17 protein-coding genes are annotated in these 19024 nt (G+C 70.4%); 4 read left to right on the forward strand and 13 right to left on the reverse strand.

The window, feature by feature from the left end:
• Positions 1-373: 373 nt before the first annotated feature.
• The 5 genes from ACFORO_RS05970 to ACFORO_RS05990 all read right to left on the reverse strand — a co-directional run bounded on the left by ACFORO_RS05970 (position 374) and on the right by ACFORO_RS05990 (position 5484).
• The gene (locus ACFORO_RS05970) at positions 374-943 is read right to left on the reverse strand and encodes a TetR/AcrR family transcriptional regulator (protein WP_354750783.1); all 570 of its coding nucleotides are present in this window, start codon (positions 941-943) and stop codon (positions 374-376) included.
• Positions 940-2835 carry a YhgE/Pip family protein gene (locus ACFORO_RS05975; protein WP_377867761.1) on the reverse strand — a complete coding sequence of 632 codons (1896 nt, stop codon included), beginning with the start codon at positions 2833-2835 and terminating at the stop codon, positions 940-942. The genes ACFORO_RS05970 and ACFORO_RS05975 overlap by 4 nt, the downstream gene beginning before the upstream one ends.
• 26 nt (positions 2836-2861) lie before the next feature.
• Positions 2862-3602 (reverse strand): ATP-binding cassette domain-containing protein, encoded by a 741-nt coding sequence (locus ACFORO_RS05980; RefSeq protein ID WP_354750782.1) that lies wholly within the window; start codon positions 3600-3602, stop codon positions 2862-2864.
• Between the two features lie 107 nt (positions 3603-3709).
• Positions 3710-4606, reverse strand: coding sequence for a GNAT family N-acetyltransferase (locus ACFORO_RS05985; RefSeq protein ID WP_377867762.1), 897 nt, complete (start codon positions 4604-4606; stop codon positions 3710-3712).
• Positions 4607-4620: 14 nt separating this feature from the next.
• Positions 4621-5484: a class I SAM-dependent methyltransferase gene (locus tag ACFORO_RS05990; RefSeq protein ID WP_377867711.1), complete on the reverse strand. Its 864-nt coding sequence runs from the start codon at positions 5482-5484 to the stop codon at positions 4621-4623.
• Between the two features lie 347 nt (positions 5485-5831).
• On the opposite strand from ACFORO_RS05990, the gene rpsA reads away from it, so the two are divergent.
• Positions 5832-7325 (forward strand): 30S ribosomal protein S1, encoded by a 1494-nt coding sequence (gene rpsA / locus ACFORO_RS05995; RefSeq protein WP_377867712.1) that lies wholly within the window; start codon positions 5832-5834, stop codon positions 7323-7325.
• Positions 7326-7514: 189 nt separating this feature from the next.
• Here the strand turns inward: rpsA and ACFORO_RS06000 are convergent, their stop codons facing one another.
• Positions 7515-8147, reverse strand: coding sequence for a TetR/AcrR family transcriptional regulator (locus tag ACFORO_RS06000; protein ID WP_354750778.1), 633 nt, complete (start codon positions 8145-8147; stop codon positions 7515-7517).
• Positions 8148-8305: 158 nt separating this feature from the next.
• Here ACFORO_RS06000 and ACFORO_RS06005 point away from each other — a divergent pair, with 158 nt between their 5' ends.
• A complete protein-coding gene (locus tag ACFORO_RS06005) occupies positions 8306-8746 on the forward strand; it encodes an OsmC family protein (RefSeq protein ID WP_354750777.1) in 441 nt (146 codons plus the stop codon).
• A gap of 378 nt (positions 8747-9124) precedes the next feature.
• On the opposite strand, the gene ACFORO_RS06010 is transcribed toward ACFORO_RS06005, so the two are convergent.
• Positions 9125-9346, reverse strand: coding sequence for a hypothetical protein (locus ACFORO_RS06010; protein ID WP_354750776.1), 222 nt, complete (start codon positions 9344-9346; stop codon positions 9125-9127).
• 215 nt (positions 9347-9561) lie between these two features.
• On the opposite strand from ACFORO_RS06010, the gene coaE reads away from it, so the two are divergent.
• Positions 9562-10746, forward strand: coding sequence for a dephospho-CoA kinase (coaE, locus tag ACFORO_RS06015; protein WP_377867713.1), 1185 nt, complete (start codon positions 9562-9564; stop codon positions 10744-10746).
• A gap of 142 nt (positions 10747-10888) precedes the next feature.
• A complete protein-coding gene (gene thrS, locus ACFORO_RS06020; RefSeq protein ID WP_377867763.1) occupies positions 10889-12133 on the forward strand; it encodes a threonine--tRNA ligase in 1245 nt (414 codons plus the stop codon).
• A gap of 87 nt (positions 12134-12220) precedes the next feature.
• On the opposite strand, the gene ACFORO_RS06025 is transcribed toward thrS, so the two are convergent.
• From ACFORO_RS06025 to ACFORO_RS06050, 6 genes are all read right to left on the reverse strand, one after another.
• Positions 12221-12847: a response regulator gene (locus ACFORO_RS06025; protein ID WP_009079732.1), complete on the reverse strand. Its 627-nt coding sequence runs from the start codon at positions 12845-12847 to the stop codon at positions 12221-12223.
• A complete protein-coding gene (locus tag ACFORO_RS06030; RefSeq protein WP_377867714.1) occupies positions 12844-14172 on the reverse strand; it encodes a sensor histidine kinase in 1329 nt (442 codons plus the stop codon). Before ACFORO_RS06030 ends, ACFORO_RS06025 begins: the two co-directional genes overlap by 4 nt.
• A complete protein-coding gene (locus ACFORO_RS06035; protein WP_377867715.1) occupies positions 14169-15689 on the reverse strand; it encodes an ArnT family glycosyltransferase in 1521 nt (506 codons plus the stop codon). Before ACFORO_RS06035 ends, ACFORO_RS06030 begins: the two co-directional genes overlap by 4 nt.
• Before the next feature lie 95 nt (positions 15690-15784).
• Complete coding sequence (locus ACFORO_RS06040) at positions 15785-17299, reverse strand: glycosyltransferase family 39 protein (RefSeq protein WP_377867716.1); 1515 nt, start codon at positions 17297-17299, stop codon at positions 15785-15787.
• 5 nt (positions 17300-17304) lie between these two features.
• A complete protein-coding gene (locus ACFORO_RS06045; protein WP_354748242.1) occupies positions 17305-18042 on the reverse strand; it encodes an ABC transporter permease in 738 nt (245 codons plus the stop codon).
• 13 nt (positions 18043-18055) lie between these two features.
• Positions 18056-18961, reverse strand: coding sequence for an ABC transporter ATP-binding protein (locus ACFORO_RS06050; protein ID WP_377867717.1), 906 nt, complete (start codon positions 18959-18961; stop codon positions 18056-18058).
• Positions 18962-19024: the final 63 nt, after the last annotated feature.

Raw genomic sequence — 19024 nt, forward strand, 5'->3', positions numbered from 1 at the left:
TCGGGTGCGCCTCGCCCGCGGCGAGCCGCTTTCACCCGTGCGTCGAACACTCGGCACCGGATTCGACAACCGGGGCCGGATTCTGCTCGACGGATGATTGGTGCCACCCGCGTCCCGCCGTGACGAGCCCGCGTGCCCCCGAGGATTCACCCGCCCGCCTGCCCGGTCAGCGGTACCCCCGTAACCACCACCCCACTTAGCGTGACCCACGCAGGAATGACCGACCCGGAAGGACCGAGCAATGATCAAGCGCCTGTTCCAGACCGTCCTGCGGCACGGATGCTGCTCCGCCTGCACCGGCAAGGGCTGCGGCTGCTGCGCTAACTGCCACTAACCCCTGAGGGGCCCGGCGCCGAAGCCGGGCCCCACCACGTCACCTCTTCAACCCGCGAATCAGCAACATCACCGACCCGAGCACGTCAGCTCGAGACCTGGCGGGATGAAAAACCTGCCAATCCAACGCCACCACCAGCATCGTCCCGAAAACCCCAGCCGCGGCGGTCGCGATATCCAACCCCTCAGGCAACCGCCCCGCGGCCCCCAGCCTCTCCAGCTGCGCCTTGACGACGGCAATCAGCTCTTCCCGCAACAACGCCAACGTGTCGTGCCACCGCCCAGGCGTATGCCACAACTCGCTGACCACGATCTGGGAAAACCCCGGATACTCCGCAATGAACTCCAGCGTCGTATCCACCTGAGCCTCGATCACCGCCAACGGATCATCGTCCGTCCCGGCGGCCCGCAACCGCCCGGCGAGCAGATCGACGCCGAACCGGAGCAGAGCGTCGACCAGCCCGTCCTTGGACCCGAAGTTGTAATAAACGGTCCCTTTCGCGACCCCGGCCTCAGCCGCGATGTCATCGACCGTCAGCCCGACAAGGCCGCGACTGGCCGACAGCCGCAGAGTGGCCTCGAAGAGCTTCCGCTTGGTCGCTTCTCTCACAGGCTCAGCTCTGGCTTGAGCGCCGAGACCGACCACACCCGGTGTTTGCGCGCCGCGAGGGTGGACAGCAGGATCCCGCCGACGAGGTACGCGACCAGCACCCCTATGTCACCGAGGATCTGCATCGACGCGCCGGTATAGAGCAGATGCCGGAACCCGTCGATGGCGTAGCCCATGGGCAGCACTATGTGCAGCGGATAGAGCGCGTCCGGGATCGTCTGCCAGGGGAACGTGCCGCCCGCGCTCACCAGCTGCAACACCAGCAGCACCAGCCCGAGGAACTTGCCGACAGCGCCGAAGAGCGCGTTCAGCGCGTGCACGATCGACGTGAAGGCCAGCGACACCAGACAGGCGAACCCGATCGCGCCCAACGGATGCGCCACGTGGATGCCGACCAGCCAGGTCACCGCGGCGAACAGCACGATCACCTGCCCCAGGCCGAGCACGGCCGAGGACAGCCAGCCGCCGAGCGCGACCCGCAGCGGCGACGCGCCGGCGGTGAGCGCGCGCGTCGACAGCGGGCGGATCAGCAGGAACAGCACGAACGCGCCGATCCAGGTGGCCAGCGAGATGAAGAACGGCGCGAGCCCGGCGCCGTACGTGCCCGCCGACGCGACGCCGTTCGACGTGACCGCGACCGGGTCGGCGATCGTGTTCGCGGTGGCGGTGCGGGTCGGATCGTCCGGGTTCGGGATCTGCGACAGCCCGGCGGCCAGACCGTCGCGCAGCTTCGCCGAACCGTCGGCGAGCTGGTCGGTGCCGGTGACGGCGGTCTTCTCGCCGTCGTTCAGCTTCGCCGAACCGTCGCGCAGCTGGTTCGCGCCGTCGGACGCCTGCGAGATCCCGTTGGCCAGCTGCGGCGAGGCCGACGCGAGCTGGTGCGCCCCGTCGGACACCTGGCGCGCGCCGCTGGAGAGCTTCTGCAGGTCTCCGTTGGCGGACTGGATCTTCCCGTTGGCCTGGTTCGCGTCCGTGCGCAGCTTGTCGTAGTCGGCCAGGATGGAACTGGCGACGTTGTCGGACACCCCGGATTCCTGCAGCTTCGCCGCCAGCTGGCTGCGATAACTGTCGATCCGGCCCATCACGTCCGAGGAAGCCGACGCGGCCAGCGAACCCGCGCTCGCCACCTTCTGGTTGCCGTCGGCCACCTGGGCCGCCCCGTCGGCGAGCTTCTGCGTCTGGCTCGGCAGCTGCGCGGTGCTCGATTTGAGCGTGCCCAATCCGGTGGCGAGACTGCTCGACCCGGTCGCGAGCTGACTCGCCCCGTCGGCCAGTTGATGTTGCCCCGTCTGGAGTTTCGCCGCCCCGTCGGCGAGCTGTTTGGCCCCGTCGGTGGCTTCGGAGATCTTGCCGTAGATGGTGGAGAAACCGACGAGGAACTTGTCCGCGGCCTCGCTGCCCACCTTCTCCGCGATCGTCTTGCGGACCTGGTCGGCGACCTGTTTCGCGATCGTGCCGGACAGATAGTTGTTGGCGTCGTTGGTGGTCAGCGTGATGGTCGCCTGCTGCGGCTCGAAATTGCCGGACGACAGCAGCGCCTTCGAGAAGTCGTGCGGGATGCCGATGGCGAACGAGTACTTGTCGTCCCGCACCCCGTCCCGAGCGTCCTTTTCGGACACTTGATGCCACTGGAAGGTGCCGGACTTCACCAGTTCGTCGGTGACCTCGCGGCCGACGTTGCGCTCGGCCCCGCCTGAGTCCTTCGCGCCGGCGTCCTCGGTGAACACAGCGGCGGGCAGCTTGTCGAGGCGGCCGTACGGGTCGTAGTTCGCGTAGAGGTAGAACGACGCGTACAGCAGCGGCACCATGACGAGCGCGAACATGGCGAGCTTCGGCAGCGTCCCGGTGGACAGCCTGCGCAGCTCGTTGCGCGCGATCCGGAACGCGTTCAGTCCGCCGGCCCGCTTGTGGGGGGTGGTCATGCCCGGTCTCCCTCGGAGTTCTCGGTTTCGGCGGTCAGTTCGGCGGTCTCCGGGAGCTGCTTCGTCTGCTCGGCCTCGGTCTCCGCTTCAGCGGGCTCTGGCGGGGCGTACAGCCGGATCGGGTCCGGTTGCTCGGCCTCGCCGACCTTCGCGGGCGGATAGGGGAGCGCCGATTCCGGCGTCGTCGCGGCCAGCACGGCCACCGCGAACCCGCGCGCGGCGTGCTCCTTCGCAACAGCGGTCCAGGAGCCGACGTCGCTGGTGTGCCGGTCGGGCGTGTCGAGGACGAGCACGCGCACGCCGTCGCGTTCGGCGGCCAGCGCGGTGAGCAGGCGGGTGCGCAGCGCGGGTTCGAGACTCTCGAACCGGCTGTCGGCATACGGCCCCGCGTCGTGTTGCGAGAGCCAAGCCGTGACCGCATCCTTGCCGGAAGGACGGTGCGCGAGCGCCAGCTCCTCGCCGGTGACGACGCGCAGCGACAAGGCCTCGTCCGGCTCGCTGACCCCTGGCGAGTCCACCACGGCCACGAGCCGCCGCAGGTCGCCGTCGGAATCGGCGGTCACGGTGCCGGTGGTCGGCTTCAGCCGCCCGGCCAGCGCGAGCGCCAGCGCGGTGATGCCGACGCCCGGCTCGCCGTGCACCACGGTGAGGCAGCCCTCCTCGACGGTGAGCGAGGTAGGCGGCAACAAGGGGCCGTGGGGACCCTTCAGGGACACCCGGTCGGCACGGACCTGCACAGGACACACTCCACGGATTTTGAACTGACTAGTCAGTTCAAAAGTTAGTCCTGGCCTCGGGGGTCGGCAAGACGGCTCGCCGGACGTCACACCAAAGAGCGGAAAGCTCAGCGCAAGGCCCACGCAGGGTGTGCTTCCCAGGACGTCCACAGCGGCCGGTAGCCCTGCCGGTGCCAGAACACCGACGACAGGGGATTGGTCGGGTTGTAATAGAGGTAGGTGCCGGTCGCGCCCTGGTTCAGCAGCTCGCGGTGCGCGCGCGCCATCAGCGCGCGGCCGATCCCGCTGCCGCGGCTGGCGGGGGCGGTGACGACGTTGTTCACGTACCCCCAGCGTCCGGACGGCAGCAGTTCGGCGGCCTCGCTTCCGGGCGTGGACTCGACCCAGTCGCATTGCGCGAGCGCCGCCACCTCGCCGTCGACCTCGGCGAGCCAGGTCGCCTTCTCGCCGAGCGCGCGGCGCAATGCCGGGCCGAGCAACTCCGCGGTCTGCTCGCGTTTCCGATGTGCGACAAGGCCGGTGTAATCGAATGTCGCGGTGCACAACGCCAGGGCCACCGGGTAGTCGTCCGGCCCGGCGAGGCGGATCGACGCGTCGGTCTCGACGTTTTCCGGCACTACGGCGGGGCGAACGGCCAGTGCGGACAACGGAACCAGGCCGTGGTCGAGGAAAGCCCGGATGGCTTCGGCGTCGCGGCTCGGCCAGTTGACGACGCACGCCGAATCGGCGCCCGGCGCTTCAGTGTCCACTTGGGACCGAAGCGCGCCGAGCAGCGCGTCGAATCCTTCGGTGCCCGCCGTTTCCGGATCCGGGAACAACTGCCACACCTCGGCCGCCGACCACAGCAGGGGAGCGTCGCCCGGACCGTGCCGGTAGCGCTGGAGCATGGCGGAAACCTGCGTGCCGGACGCGGTCACCGCGCGCAGCCGTTCGCCGCTCGCGAGCGGAACGGGCGGCGGCAAGAGCGGGTCGAGTTCGGCGAATCGGCCTGCGGAGCTCACCAGCGCAGCGTAGCCGGTCAGTCGCGGCGCGTGCGGAAGATCGCGGTGCCGGGGAACAGCCGGCCGCGCAGCGGGCTCCACTGGCCCCAGGTGCGCGTGTGGCCCGCCGGCCACTCCGGCTCGACGAGATCTTCCAGCGCGAAGCCCGCGGCGGCGAGCGCGCGCACGTAGTCGCCGAGCGTGCGGTGGTATTCGACGTACGTCGCCGTGCCGTCGTCGTCCACCTCGACGTACGGCGTGCGGTCGAAGTACGGCTGGGTCGCGGTGAGCCCCTGCGGTCCGGGGTCGTCCGGGAAGATCCACCGCATCGGGTGGGTCACCGAGAAAACCCACGGTGCGCCGGGACGCAGCACGCGGCGCACCTCGCCGAACACCGTCTCCAGCGACGGCACGAAGGGGAGCGCGCCGAACGCGGAGCACGCGATGTCGAAACTGGCGTCGGCGAACGGGAGCCGCTCGGCGTTCGCCTGCACGAGGGGGACCGTCGCGCCGGTGCGGGCGTTCCCCTCGCGGGCGTGCCGGAGCATGCCGCCGGACAGATCGGTGGCGACCGGTTCGGCCCCGGCGGCCGCGAGCCAGCGCGAGCACGCGGCCTGTCCGCAGCCGACCTCGAGCACGCGGCGTCCGCGCACGTCGCCGAGCAGCCGCGCGTCCTCCTCGCGGACGCCCTCCGGGCACCAGACGAAATCGGCGTCGCCGAGGAATCCGCCGTGGGTGGCCTGGTAGTCGTCGGCATCCGCGTCCCACCAGGCCAGATTCGCCGCTTCCGCCTCGTTTCCGCCGACCTCGCGGTGGGCGACGCCGACGGTGCCGAGCCGCTCTTCAGCGCTCGCGTGACGGTCGCCGGACAGGGCCGCCGGGGCCGCGGCGGGCTCGGGCATGCCGGTCTCCTCTCCCGGTGGCGCCGGCTGGGCGCGGGGAATGCCCGGACCGGCGGAAACGTTCGACAGAAGGTACCGGGAGCCCAGGGCGACCCTGATTGTGTCCCCCGCGGGGGCCCGCGTACGATACGTGTTAGCGCAGTGGGGTTCGCGCTGCCCGGGTGACTACCCACCGGGGCCGCGCATCGTCAGCGGGTCATGCCGCGGTCGTTCACTGGTGGAACGTTTGGTCGCCGGACGTTTGAGCAGGGTCGCCGCATGCCATGGCTGCGGGACTCGCCGCGTGCATTGCCGGTAGCCAACTTCACATCCACCTACGACACCCATCCACCGGAGCAACCCGCCTAATGACCACCGACACCGCCACCGCCCCGACCGCCCTCACCGCGGCTCCGCAGGTCGCCATCAACGACATCGGGTCGGAGGAAGACTTCCTCGCGGCTATCGACAAGACGATCAAGTACTTCAACGATGGGGACATCGTCGAGGGCACCATCGTCAAGGTCGACCGCGACGAGGTCCTGCTCGACATCGGGTACAAGACCGAGGGCGTCATCCCCTCGCGCGAGCTGTCCATCAAGCACGATGTCGACCCGGCCGAGGTTGTCGCCGTCGGCGATGAGGTCGAAGCCCTCGTTCTCCAGAAGGAGGACAAGGAAGGCCGTCTGATCCTGTCCAAGAAGCGCGCGCAGTACGAGCGCGCCTGGGGCACGATCGAGGAGCTCAAGGAGAAGGACGAGCCCGTCAAGGGCACCGTCATCGAGGTCGTCAAGGGCGGCCTCATCCTGGACATCGGCCTGCGCGGCTTCCTGCCCGCGTCGCTGGTCGAGATGCGCCGCGTGCGCGACCTGCAGCCGTACGTCGGCCGCGAGCTCGAGGCGAAGATCATCGAGCTGGACAAGAACCGCAACAACGTGGTCCTGTCGCGGCGCGCCTACCTCGAGCAGACCCAGTCCGAGGTGCGCAGCGAGTTCCTCAACGCGCTCGCCAAGGGCCAGGTCCGCAAGGGCGTCGTGTCCTCCATCGTCAACTTCGGCGCCTTCGTGGACCTGGGCGGCGTCGACGGCCTGGTGCACGTCTCCGAGCTGTCCTGGAAGCACATCGACCACCCGTCCGAGGTCGTCGAGGTCGGCCAGGAGGTCACGGTCGAGGTCCTGGACGTCGACATGGACCGCGAGCGCGTCTCGCTGTCGCTGAAGGCGACCCAGGAAGACCCGTGGCGCCAGTTCGCCCGCACCCACGCGATCGGCCAGATCGTGCCGGGCAAGGTCACCAAGCTCGTTCCGTTCGGCGCGTTCGTCCGCGTCGAGGAGGGCATCGAGGGCCTGGTGCACATCTCCGAGCTGGCCGAGCGCCACGTGGAGATCCCGGAGCAGGTCGTCCAGGTCAACGGCGACGTCATGGTCAAGGTCATCGACATCGACCTCGAGCGCCGTCGCATCTCGCTGTCGCTGAAGCAGGCGAACGAGGGCGTCACGCCGGAGACCGAGTTCGACCCCACCCAGTACGGCATGGCCGCCGAGTACGACACCGAGGGGAACTACATCTACCCCGAGGGCTTCGACCCGGACACGCAGGAGTGGCAGGAAGGCTTCGACAAGCAGCGCGAGGAGTGGGAGCGCGGCTACGCCGAGGCCCACACGCGCTACGAGGCCCACATGGCCCAGGTCAAGAAGGCCGCCGAGGCCGACGCCGAAGCCGCTGCCGACGCTGCCACCGGCATCGAGGGCGGCGAGCAGAGCTACACCTCGTCCGCCCCGGTCGAGGCGAAGAGCGGCGGCACGCTCGCCAGCGACGAGCAGCTCGCGGCCCTGCGCGAGAAGCTGTCGGGCGGCGCGTGAGCGTTGACTCGCTGAGTCTCTGAACAGTTTCGGCCCCGGTCCGCACGGACCGGGGCCGAACTGTTTTCCGGATTTGTTCACGCGAGGCGGCCGCCGTCCCGCGCGAGGACGTCCGGCGGCAAGGCCAGGTCGATCTCGCGACGAACTCGGCCCAGCACTCCCGAGCGCGATGCCGGGTGCGGTTCGGGGTCAGGCGCGCAGGCCGAGGCCGTCGATCGTCGCGCGCACCCCGCGGCGGTACATCGTCTCGTGCGCGGTTTCGCTCGGGTCGAGGAACCAGTCGTCGAGCGGGCTTTGCGAGCGGATCGTCAGCTCGACGCTCACCAGCCCGTGCATCGCCGTCCAGAGCAGGTAGCCGCATTCCTGCGGGACGACGCCCGGCGGGCAGACCAGGTCGATTTTCGCGACGAACTCGGCGAAACTCGTGCGCAGCACTCCGGATCGAAGCGCCGGATCCGGGTCGTAATCGTGCACCGAACGCTCGAACATCAGGCCGTAGCGAGCCGGGCTTTCCAGTGCGAAGCGGCGGTAGGCGAGTGCGACCTCCACCAGATCGGCGATCCCGTCGCCCTCGGTCCGCGGAACGTCGCGCAGGTCTTCGCCCAGCAGGTCGAAAGCCCGTTCGTACAAGGCGTCCAGCAGACCGGTGCGGCCGCCGAAGCGCGTGTACACCGTGATCGTGGACGCCCCGGCCTGTTCCGCCACCGCGCGGACGGTCAATCCGGCGACGCCTCGCTCGGTCAGAACGGTCAGCGCCGCGTCGAGGAACCGGCCGCGGTTGTGCTGCTCCGCCGGTCGTGTCGAGAGATGCCGGGTGGCCATCTCCCACCCCCTTTTGCCCGTGCTCCGCGGGAAGCGCGTCCGCGTCTCGCAAGCAGAAGATACGATATTCACGGCTTCTTGGGAACGTCGTTCCCGGACCGTCCACAAGCGACCGCCCGCACCGGGCGGGCAGTGCCGAGCAGAAGGAATCCGCCCTCATGACCCAGCCGGAACCCGGCACTGTCGTCGTCACCGATGCCGGGAGCGGCCGCTACACCCAGCGCGTCACGACCGCGGGCCACGAATTCCTCGCCGACGAACCGACGAGCGCGGGCGGCGCGGACGCCGGTCCCACGCCGTACGACCTCCTGCTGTCCGCGCTCGGCACCTGCACCTCGATGACGCTGCGGATGTACGCCGACCGCAAGGGAATCCCGCTGACCCGCACGACCGTCCGGCTCCGGCACGACCGCGTCCACGCCCGCGACTGCGAACGCTGCGAGACCGAGGTCGGGTTGATCAGCCGGATCACCCGGGAGATCTCGCTGGAAGGCGACCTCGACGACGCCCAGCGCGCGCGGCTGCTGGAGATCGCCGACAAATGCCCGGTGCATCGCACGCTGAGCCACGAAATCGCGATCGAAACCCACGCGATCTGATCGCGGCGGTCCGTGCGGGGAACCTTCAGGGAATCAGAGTCAATGCCAGGTACTTAAGCCGCGCGACCCCGGCCCGCTGACCGTCCGCAAAGGACGCCAACAGCGCCGAAATGCCCGATTCGTCGCTATGTGCCTGTGCCTTGAAGTCTGTGAGGGACCCCTTGAGGGAATCAGATTCCCTCAAGGAGTCCTTCACGGACCGCAACCCGGCTTCCGTTGGCGGGTCGCGGGGCCACAGCGACGTGCGTTCACCCGGATCGAGCCAGCTGAGCTGGGGAAACACGCCGGAAGCGCGTCCGCATCACAGCCTTGGGTTCCTGGCATGGGGAATCAGGGTCCGTGAAGGCGGCCCTCACGGCGCTCGCCGAAGCGGGAGGGTCAGGCGCGTTCGAGCGAAACCGAAGGCACCCAGGCACGTTCGAGGGCCGCTTCGCGGGCACGACGGCGGAGGCCAGCCAAGCTGTGCTTCGCGGGCACGAGCAGCGCGCTGAACCACGTGCGCCGGTATTCCGCGAGAGCGTCCGAGACCTGGCGATAGCCGACGCAGTGCACCAGGCCGGGGGTGCCGAGCCGGTGCTTCCCGACGTGCTTATCCGCCATTGTTCCTCCGTGTGGGCGACCCTTCCGCCGCGCACGGTACGCACTCGACCCGCGAAAACAGCGCAAGCGCGCGGCGTGTCACCCACATCAGTTCGGCTACGCCCGAAAATGTGCTTGCGTTTACGCGGAGGGTGTGCGGGTACCTGTGCGGGTGCACGTGCAGGGGGTCCGATGTCGCCTGAGCGGGTGACGGCGGCGCTCGTTAAGGTGTGGCCATGCTGCGAGTGGGCCTGACGGGCGGGATCGGTGCGGGGAAGTCGACAGTGGCGAACCGGCTGGCCGAACACGGGGCGGTCGTCATCGACTCGGACCGCATCGCGCGCGAAGTCGTGGAGCCGGGCACGCCTGGGCTGGCCGCGCTGGCCGAGGCGTTCGGCGAGGAAATCCTCGCCGAGGACGGCTCGCTCGATCGGCCCGCGCTCGCCGCGCGCGCGTTCTCCGACGACGAAAGCCGCAAGCGGCTCAACGCGATCGTGCATCCGCTGGTCGGGCGGCGCGCCGGCGAACTGATGGCCGAGGCCGCGGACGACGCGGTGGTCGTGCACGACGTCCCGCTGCTCGTCGAGAACGACCTCGCTCCCGCGTATCACCTGGTGCTGGTGGTCGACGCGCCAGTGGAGGTGCGGGTGCGCCGGCTGGTCGACGTGCGCGGCATGCCCGAGGCGGACGCCCGGGCGCGGATCCGTGCGCAGGCCGCGGAGGAACAGCGCCGCGCGGTCGCGGACGTCTGGCTCGACAACGGCGGGACGCAGGACGTCGTGCTCGCCGAAGTGGACGCGCTGTGGGCGGACCGGCTGGTGCCGTTCGAGGCGAACCTGCGGCTGCGCAAACCGCGTCCGCCGGCCTCGCCGGTGATCTCGCCGTACGACTCGAGTTGGCCGTTGCAGGCCGAACGCCGGTTGGCGCGGCTGCGGCAGATCGCGGGTTCGCGGCTGGTGCGCGCGGACCACATCGGGTCCACCGCCGTGCCGGGCCTGCCCGCCAAGGACATCCTCGACCTCCAGCTCACCGTGTCCTCTTTGGACGATGCGGATGCGCTTGCCGAAGCGCTCGCCGACGCCGGTTTCCCGCGCCGCGAAGGCGAATGGTGGGACGATCCGCAGGGCGGCCACGGGAAGTGGCTCAAACGGTTCCACCAGAGCGCCGACCCGAAGCGGCCGGTGAACCTGCACGTCCGGTCCACCGAAACCCCGGCGTGGCGGCTCGCGCTGCTGTTCCGCGACTGGATCCGGGCGCATCCGGACGAGCGCGACAACTACACCGAGGTCAAGGAAGCACTGGCGCGCAAGCATTCCGCTGACGGCACGGTCGAGCAGTACGCGGAGGAGAAGCAGGGTTGGGTCAACGCGGCGTTCGTGCGCGCGCAAGTGTGGGCCGCGCAGGGCGGCTGGAAGCCCTGACCCGGAAATCAGGTGCGGTCCCGCCTCGCGCGGGGTTACCGTTCGGGCCATGAAGCGCGCCCAGTCCACGACGACGCCGGATCCCGTCCCGGCGCGCTGAACACTGCCATTCGAGCCCGGGGCGAGCGCCCCGGGCTCTTCGCTGTGCGCTCGCCTCGCCTTCCGTGAGGAGACCGCCATGCCTGACCACCGCAAACTCGGCCGGGAACTCGGCCTGTTCGGCAGCGACCCGCTGATCGGGGCCGGGCTGCCGTACCTGCTTCCCGACGGCGCCGCCGTGCGGCACGTGCTGGAGGAGTACGTCCGCGAGGTCGAACGCCGAGCCGGCTATCAGCACGTGTCGTCGCCGGTGCTGGGGAAACGGGAGCTGTACGAGCTTTCCGGCCACTGGGCGCATTATCGCGACGACATGTTCCCGCCGATGGACCTCGGCGGCGAGCAGGTCGTGCTGCGGCCGAGCCTGTGCCCGCACCACGCGCTGATCTACCGTTCCCGCGCCCACAGCCACCGCGAACTGCCGGTGCGGCTGGCCGAACTCGGCGGGATGTACCGCGCCGAACTGTCCGGCGTCCTCGGCGGGCTCAGCCGCGTGCGGGCGATTCAGCTCAATGACGCGCACATTTTCTGCCTGCCCGAGCAGGTCGGCGCGGAGGTGCGGAGTGCGCTCGCGCTGATCCGCCGGGTTTACCGCGATCTGGGCCTGAAACCCGCGCGCTACCGCCTTTCCTTGCCGGACAACCGGGGCAAGTACGCCGGTGCGGCCGAGGCGTGGGAGCGCGCGGCGGAGGTGCTCGTCGAAGCGCTCGACGGTGTCGAGTACGAACGAGGACCGGGCGAAGCCGCGTTCTACGGCCCGAAGATCGACGTCCAGATCGCCGACAGTTCCGGCCGCGAGTCGACCCTGTCCACCGTGCAGGTCGACCTCCACCAGCCGGAGCAGTTCGGGCTGGAGTACGTCGGTCCCGACGGCCGCGCGCACCGGCCAGTCCTGGTGCACCGCGCGGTGCTCGGCAGCCTGGAACGCGTGCTGGCACAACTGATCGAGGAGCATGGCGGCGCGTTCCCGCCGTGGCTGGCTCCGGTGCAGGTGGCCGTGCTGCCGGTCGGCGACGCGGAACTCCCGGCGGCCCAAGCGGTGGCGGAGCAGGCGATGGACGCTGGGCTGCGCGCCGAGGTCGTCCCGGCGGACCGGGGGAGCCTGGGCGCTCGTATCCGCGACCGGCGGTTGGTGCCGTACCAGGCGGTGATCGGTGCGCGAGAGGCCGTTGCGGACCGGATCGCCCCCCGGCTCCGCGACGGCCGTCGGCTGGACCCGTTGCCAGCGAAGGAATTCGTAGCCGCAGCGGCTGCCCAGGCGGCTTCGCGTTCCGGAGCGCTGTGGAGCTGAAAGCACCCCAATGCCACATTGGGTGCGTGAGATGCACCCAATGTGGCGTTCGGTGCGTGAGATGCACCCAATGCCACATTGGGGGAGTTACGAGCCGAGCAAGCCGCGTTCGAAAGCCACGGCGACTGCCGCCGCGCGGTCCTTCACGCCGAGTTTCGCGTACGCGTGCAGCAGATGCGTCTTCACCGTCGCCTCGCTGATGAACAGCTTCTTCGCCGCTTCCTTGTTCGTCGACCCGCGCGCGACGAGGTTCAGCACCTCGATTTCGCGCTGCGACAACGGTTCCTGGGCCGGTGCGCGCATCTGGCCCATGATCCGGCTCGCGACCGCGGGGGAGAGGACCGCCTCGCCGCGGGCGGCGGCTCGGACAGCGCGGAACAGTTCCTCGCGCGGCGAATCCTTCAGCAGGTAGCCGGTCGCGCCCGCCTCGATCGCGGGCAGCACGTCGGAATCCGTGTCGTACGTGGTCAGCACGAGCACGCGCGCCGGGTTGCCGAGGCGGGCGAGTTCGGTGATCGCGGCGACGCCGTCGGTGCCGGGCATGCGCAGGTCCATCAGCACGACGTCCGGCTTCAACGCCTCGGCGAGCGTGACCGCCTCGGCTCCGTGCGCGGCCTCGCCCAGGACCTCGAAGCCGCGTTCGCCGGTGAAGATGCCGCGTAGCCCGTCCCGGACGATCGGGTGGTCGTCGGCGATGAGCAGGGTGATGGTCATGAGGCCCCCTCGGTCGGGTCCAGTGTCGCAGCCGGGACGGCGGGCAGGCGCACCGAGATCGCGGTGCCGCCGCCCGGTTCGGACTCGACGTGCAGGGTTCCGGCGAGCCGTTCCGCGCGCCGCCGCATGCCGGGCAGGCCGTGGCCGCCTTCGGGCGACGGCGGGGCGGGCGGCTGCGCCGGGTCGAAGCCGACGCCGTCGTCGCGCGCGTCGAGCGTCACCTCGTCGCCCATGTACGACAGGGTGATCCCGGCCCGGCCCGCCTGCGCGTGTCTGGCCACATTGGACAGTGCTTCCTGGGTGATCCGCAGCAGGGTCGCCTCCAGCTCCGGATGCAGCGGGACGGCGGTTCCCGTGGCCGAGAACTCCGCGGGTACGCCGGTGCGCTCGCTCCACAGCCGCGCGACTTCGGCGAGCGCTTCGGGCAGCGTCGCGGTTTCGAGCGGCTCCGGGTGCAGCGCGGCGACCGAACGCCGGGCCGCGGTGAGGTTCTCCCGCGCCAGCTGGGTCGCCGAGGCGAGGTGGCGTTCCCATTCCGCCGGGTCGTCGCGGGCCTGCGCGGCGGCCTCGAGCTGGGTGATGATCCCGGTGAAGCCCTGCGCGAGCGTGTCGTGGATTTCCTGGCTCAGCCGCTGCCGCTCGTCGAGCACGCCTGCCTCGCGCGCCTGCGTGAGCAACTGCCGCTGCAGCCCGCGGTTCTCCGCCTCGGCCGCCGTCAGCTGGTCGAGCATCCGCTTGCGTTCCTGATTTTGCCTGCCCACCGCGGCGAAAAGCGCGCCGCCGCCGCCGATCGCCGCGGTCTGCACGACCACGACCGTGCCCCAGATGCCCGGCGACACCGACAGCGCGTGGATCGGGCCGCCGAGCGTCATGGTGTTGATCAGCAGTGACGTGATGCCGACACCGAGCACCGCGACCGGCATCGGCTTCATCCGCATCGCCGCGAAGAACCCGTAGACCATGAAGATGATGAAGTACGCGTCGCGCGACTGGAGGACCGAGCCGAACGCGACGACCCCGGCGAACGCCGCGGCGGAGGCGACCGGGTGGTCGCGCAGCTTCGGGCTGAGAACGAAAGTGGTCAGCGCCAGCCACACCGCGGCCCCGGCGGCGATCAGCACGGTGGTGATCCGGTGTGCGTTCGTCTGGTCGGTCAGCGCGCTCAGCAGTGTCGGGACGACGAGGAGAACCCACGCGAGCGTCGTCTCCACCCGGGCGAACCACCGATGCCACCGCACGGGCTGATCGCCTTCTTGAGACGCGGCGGGCGGCATCAGCGAACCGCGCCAGTCGAGTTCGACGTCCCGGACGTCCTCGAATCTCACGCCTTGAGGTCCTTGAGCCGCGGCCAGATCTCGGCCCAGCTCCCGATCCGGCCGTCGAGCTGCCAGATCGGCATGTGGCGGCTGGCGTTCGGGACGCCCAGCCGGTTGTCGACCTCGCCGACGACGCGCGCGGACCGGAAGTGCGCCGCCAGCTTCGCCGGTTCGCGGCCGACGAACAGCACGGTGTCCGCCTTGTCGTCCGGCCGTCCGAAGTACCAGAATCCGCGGCTGGCGCTGTACGCCTCGGGCAGGCCCTGATCAGGCCCGTACCGGTCGAGCGCGCCCGCCTGCCAGTACCCGCCGGTGACGAGCGTGGTGCGGGTTCGCTGCTCGGGCGGCAGCGCGCGGTACTGCTTGGCGACGGACGCGGCCAGATCCGGCCAGCCGTACTCCTCCATCGCGTACGCCGGGCGCGGCGCGGTCGGGTGCTCGACCAGCCACTGCTCCGGCCATACCGGGAGCGCGTAGGGGAGGCTGTACAGCGCAGACAGGACGAACATCGGCCACGTTGGCACCCAGCGCCACCACAAAGCGGGCCGTCGGCGGTCCTGCAGATGCACTGCGGCAGCCGCCCACAGCAAGCCGAAAGTGCCTGCGGCGTAATAGAACCGGCCGTTGCCGATCAGGAAGAGCGCGAAGACGCCGAGCGCGGTCCAGCCGAGGAAGCGGTACGCGCGCAGCCGAGAGCTGCCGACCAGCACCGTCAGTCCGTACAGCACGCCTAGCGCGCCGATGACCCAACCAGCCCCGGCGAGCAGCGTGGGCACGAACATCGCCCGGCCGCCCGCTTCCTCGACTTCGCGCGACACCGCGTCGCCCATGCCGAGCTGCGGCCAGCCGTTCGAGGCCTGCCAGAGCAACGTCGGTACACACGAGACAGCGGCGATCGCCGCGCCAGCCCACAGTTTCGGACGGCGCAACAGGTCCCGCGGTCCGAAGACGAGCGCGGTGACCGCGGTGACCGCCCAGAACCCGCCGATCAGGAACTTCACGTTCAGCCCGACCGCCGTCGCGACGCCGAGCCACAGCAGCAGATTGTCGTCGCGGGTGCGGATCCAGCGCACCAGCAGCCACAGCACGATCGTCCACAGCAGAGGGTCCACAGTGGACGTCGCGAGGTAGTGGCCGCTGCCGACGAACTGCCCGCAGATCGCGTACGCCGCGGCGGCACGGGTCTGCGCCTTGCGTTCGCCGCCCATTTCGCGGGCGATCAGCGCGGTGAACACCACGCCCGCGGCGGTCGCCAGTATCGCCGGGATCCGGAACACGACGAGCGAGCCCGGCGCGATCGAGTTCGCCAGCCAGGCGAGGAACGGCAGCACCGGCGGCTGGTCCGCGTAACCCCACGCGAGGTGTTTGCCCGCGGCGAGGAAGTACAGCTCGTCGCCGAAGTAGCCGTAGCGGCCGGCGGTGGCGAGGAGTACGGCGGCGGTCCCCGCGGCGAGCAGGAAGACCGGCCGCCGGGCGAAGTCGGCGAGCGCGCGGCCGGGCGTGCTCGGTGCGGTGGCCGTGGTCACGGCATCCATCCTGCTCCCTGTCGGCAGATCGGGGGCTGGCCTCGCCCGCACCCTACGGGCGAGGCCGGACGCCGCCGTACTGCGGGTGGCGCCGGTCAAGCGCCGGTGTTCGCCAGCTCGGGCCAGATTTCCGGCCACGGCCGCAGCCTCGCGGTGGCCAGCCACATCGGCGTGCCGTCGAGCACACTCGGCTTCGCGTCCCCGGTCGTCACTGTTCCGATCGGCTCGAGATGGGCGAAGTGTCCGAGCAGCGGCCGGGGATCTGCTCCGACGAACAGGACGTCGCGAGCCGAATCGGGCGGAACGACCAGTGGCGCGTACCCGCGGTTCGGGCTGGCCGGCTCGGGCAGACCCAGGTCCGGGCCGTAGCGGTCGAGCGCGCTCGCGGTCCAGTACGTCTCGCCGACGATCGCGGTGTGTGCCGGGTCGGGCACGCGATGGAACGCGCGGGCGACCGATTGCGAGGCTTCCGGCCAGCCGACCTCGCCGAACGAGAAGGCTGGCGTCGGCAGCGGCGGGTTCTTCTCGACCCAGGAATGCGGCCACACCGGCAGTGCGGCGGGCAGCATCAGCAGCGCGGAAAGCACGTAGACCGGCCAGGTCGGGATCCAGCGCCACCACCGCGACGCCTGTCCGTTTTCGAGTTCCACCGCCGCGGCTGCCCAGCACGGCGCGAACATGCCCGCGATGTAGTACGACCGGCCGTTGACCGCGATAAACACCACCGCGAGCGCGAGTGTGGTCCAGGCGAGGAAGCGGTAGGAGCGCAGCTGAGGCGAACGCAGCAGCCGCCACAGGCCGTAGCCCAGCAGCACAAGCCCGACTGGGACCCCCGCGAGCAGCAGCACCTGCGGGATCCAGGACAGCCGCCCGCCCCAGGACGCGCCGACCTCGTTCGAGATCGCCGCGCCCATGCCGAGCTGCGGCCAGCCGTGCTGGGCCTGCCAGACCAGCGTCGGGACCAGCGCCAGTGCGGCGATCGCGGCGCCCGCCCACAGCATCGGGCGGCGCAGGAGCTCGCGCGGACCGCAGACCAGCAGCGCGATCCCGGCGACGATCCAGAAGCCGCCGATCAGGAACTTCACGTACAACGCGAGCGCGGTGACGACTCCGGCCCACAGCAGCAGGCCGTCGCGCCGGGTGCGGATCCAGCGGACGACCAGCCAGAGCAGGACGGTCCAGAGGAACGGGTCCAGCGTCGAGGTCGCCAGGTAATGGCCGCCGGCCACGAAATTCGTGCAGGCGGCCCAGGTGGCGGCGGTGATCACTTGCGCGCGGGTCCGGCCGCCGAGTTCACGGGCGATGAGCGCGGCGAACACGACCCCGGCCAGCATCGCCAGCATCGCCGGGAGCCGCAGGACGAACAGCGAATCCGGCGCGATCGTGTCCATCGCGCGGGCGAGCAGCGGCAGCAGCGGCGGCTGATCCACGTAACCCCAGGCCAGATGCCGCCCGGCGGCGAGGAAGTACAACTCGTCGCCGAAGTAGCCGTAGTTGTTCGCGGTGAGCACCAGCGGCACCGCCATCAGCGCGGCAATGCCGAACACGGGCATCCGGGCGAACGGCGCGACCGAGCGGGCCGTCGTGGTTTCTTTCTGTGTCGTAGTCATCGCGCTCACTCCCAGCGGAAGAATCGGGCGGCGAGCGTCGAACACACGACGGCGACCACCGCGAGGGACACGAGAGGCAACCACTGCGGCGCGTGTCCGGCGGCGGTCTCGCGCAGGCTGCCGAGTGTCGCGCCGAGCGGCAGGATGTCGGCGATGTGCTGCAGCACCGGCGGCAGCTGTTCCTTCGGCACCCAGACCCCGCCGAGCGCGAGCATCGGGAAGAACACGGCCGCGCCGAGCCCGTTCGCCGCGCGGGTGCTCGGTACGAACGCGGCGAGCAGCGTGCCCACCGAGAACAGCGACACCGCCCCCAGCAGCATGACTCCGAGGAACCCGAGCGGATTCCTCGGCAGCGCCATGCCGAGCGCGATCGTGCCCACCCCCACGACGAGCACGATCGCGACGACCGCGACGGCGAGATTCACCAGCAGTTGCGCGGCCAGCAGCCGCGACGCCGGCATCGGGCTCGCCGCCAGCCGCTTCAGCACCCCCTTCTCCCGGTGCGCGGCCATCGCGCCGGGCAGCATGTACACCGCGAGGATCCCGAGCAGGAGCGCCACCGCCATCGGCGCGATCACCGTGGCCAGCGACGACTGGCCGCCGTACTGGGCGCTCGGTTCGCGCGACCCCGGCATCAGCCCGAACACCAGCACCAGCGCCAGCGGGATCCCGAGCACCACGGCCGGAGCACCGGGGTCGCGGAGAAAGATCTTCGCCTCGGCGACGGTCAGTTTCGACAACACTTCCGGTTCCCCCTCAGTCCAGTTTCCGGCCGGTCAGCGCGACGAACGCGTCGTCCAGGCTGGCCTGCTCCACCCGCAGATCGCCCGCCACCACGTCGGCGCGGGCGAGGAACGACGTCACCGCCTGCAGCGCGCCGGCGCCGCCGGTCACCACCAGTTGCGCGCCGTTCCGCTCGGCCTTCAGCACGTCCGGCAGTTCGGCGAGTTCCCGCGGATCGACCGGCGCGGACGGGCGGAACCGGATGCGCTGCTCCCCGCCGACCCGGCCGACCAGCCCGGCCGGGGTGTCGGTCGCGACGACGCGCCCGGCGTCGATCACCGCGATCCGGTCGCACAGCCGTTCCGCTTCCTCCATGAAGTGCGTGACCAGCACGACCGTCACGCCCTCGGCGCGGACCGCTTCGACGAGGTCCCAGGTGTCGCGGCGGGCCTGCGGGTCGAGACCGGTGGTCAGTTCGTCGAGCACCACCGCCTCGGGACTGCCGACGAGCGCGAGCGCGATCGACACGCGCTGCTGCTGGCCGCCGGAAAGCTTGCGATAGAAGGTGTTCCGCTGCTCGGTGAGCCCGAGCAGGTCCATCAGCCGCTCCGGATCGGCCGGGGTGCGGTACATCGCGGCGAACAGGTCGAGGACCTCGGCGACGCGCAACCGGTCGGGCAGCCGGCTCTCCTGCAACTGGACGCCGAGGCGCTGGCGCAGTTCGCGGACGTCGCGCCGCGGGTCGAGGCCGAGCACCGAAACGGTGCCGCCGTCGGGGGAGCGCAGGCCCTCGACGCATTCGACCGTGGTCGTCTTGCCCGCCCCGTTGGGGCCGAGGATCCCGAAGATCTCGCCCCGCTCCACGGTGAACGAAACGTCTTCCACCGCCGTTTTCTCGCGGTAGCGTTTGCGGAGGTTTCGCACCTCGATGACCGGCATTGTCCGCCGTCCCCTCTCGAATCGCAGCGGTTGCTGTGTTCGAGAATCCCTGCTGGAGCGGCC

It is taken from the genome of Amycolatopsis halotolerans, assembly GCF_042647905.1.
Classification (GTDB): Bacteria; Actinomycetota; Actinomycetes; order Mycobacteriales; family Pseudonocardiaceae; genus Amycolatopsis; species Amycolatopsis halotolerans.

Bases quoted from the DNA above. Each gene is read 5' to 3' on its own strand.
- ACFORO_RS06040 (WP_377867716.1), bottom strand. From the start codon at position 17,299: ATGACTACGACACAGAAAGAAACCACGACGGCCCGCTCGGTCGCGCCG.
- coaE (WP_377867713.1), top strand. From the start codon at position 9,562: ATGCTGCGAGTGGGCCTGACGGGCGGGATCGGTGCGGGGAAGTCGACA.
- ACFORO_RS06025 (WP_009079732.1), bottom strand. From the start codon at position 12,847: ATGACCATCACCCTGCTCATCGCCGACGACCACCCGATCGTCCGGGAC.
- ACFORO_RS05990 (WP_377867711.1), bottom strand. From the start codon at position 5,484: ATGCCCGAGCCCGCCGCGGCCCCGGCGGCCCTGTCCGGCGACCGTCAC.
- ACFORO_RS06050 (WP_377867717.1), bottom strand. From the start codon at position 18,961: ATGCCGGTCATCGAGGTGCGAAACCTCCGCAAACGCTACCGCGAGAAA.
- ACFORO_RS06005 (WP_354750777.1), top strand. From the start codon at position 8,306: ATGACCCAGCCGGAACCCGGCACTGTCGTCGTCACCGATGCCGGGAGC.
- rpsA (WP_377867712.1), top strand. From the start codon at position 5,832: ATGACCACCGACACCGCCACCGCCCCGACCGCCCTCACCGCGGCTCCG.
- ACFORO_RS06010 (WP_354750776.1), bottom strand. From the start codon at position 9,346: ATGGCGGATAAGCACGTCGGGAAGCACCGGCTCGGCACCCCCGGCCTG.
- ACFORO_RS06000 (WP_354750778.1), bottom strand. From the start codon at position 8,147: ATGGCCACCCGGCATCTCTCGACACGACCGGCGGAGCAGCACAACCGC.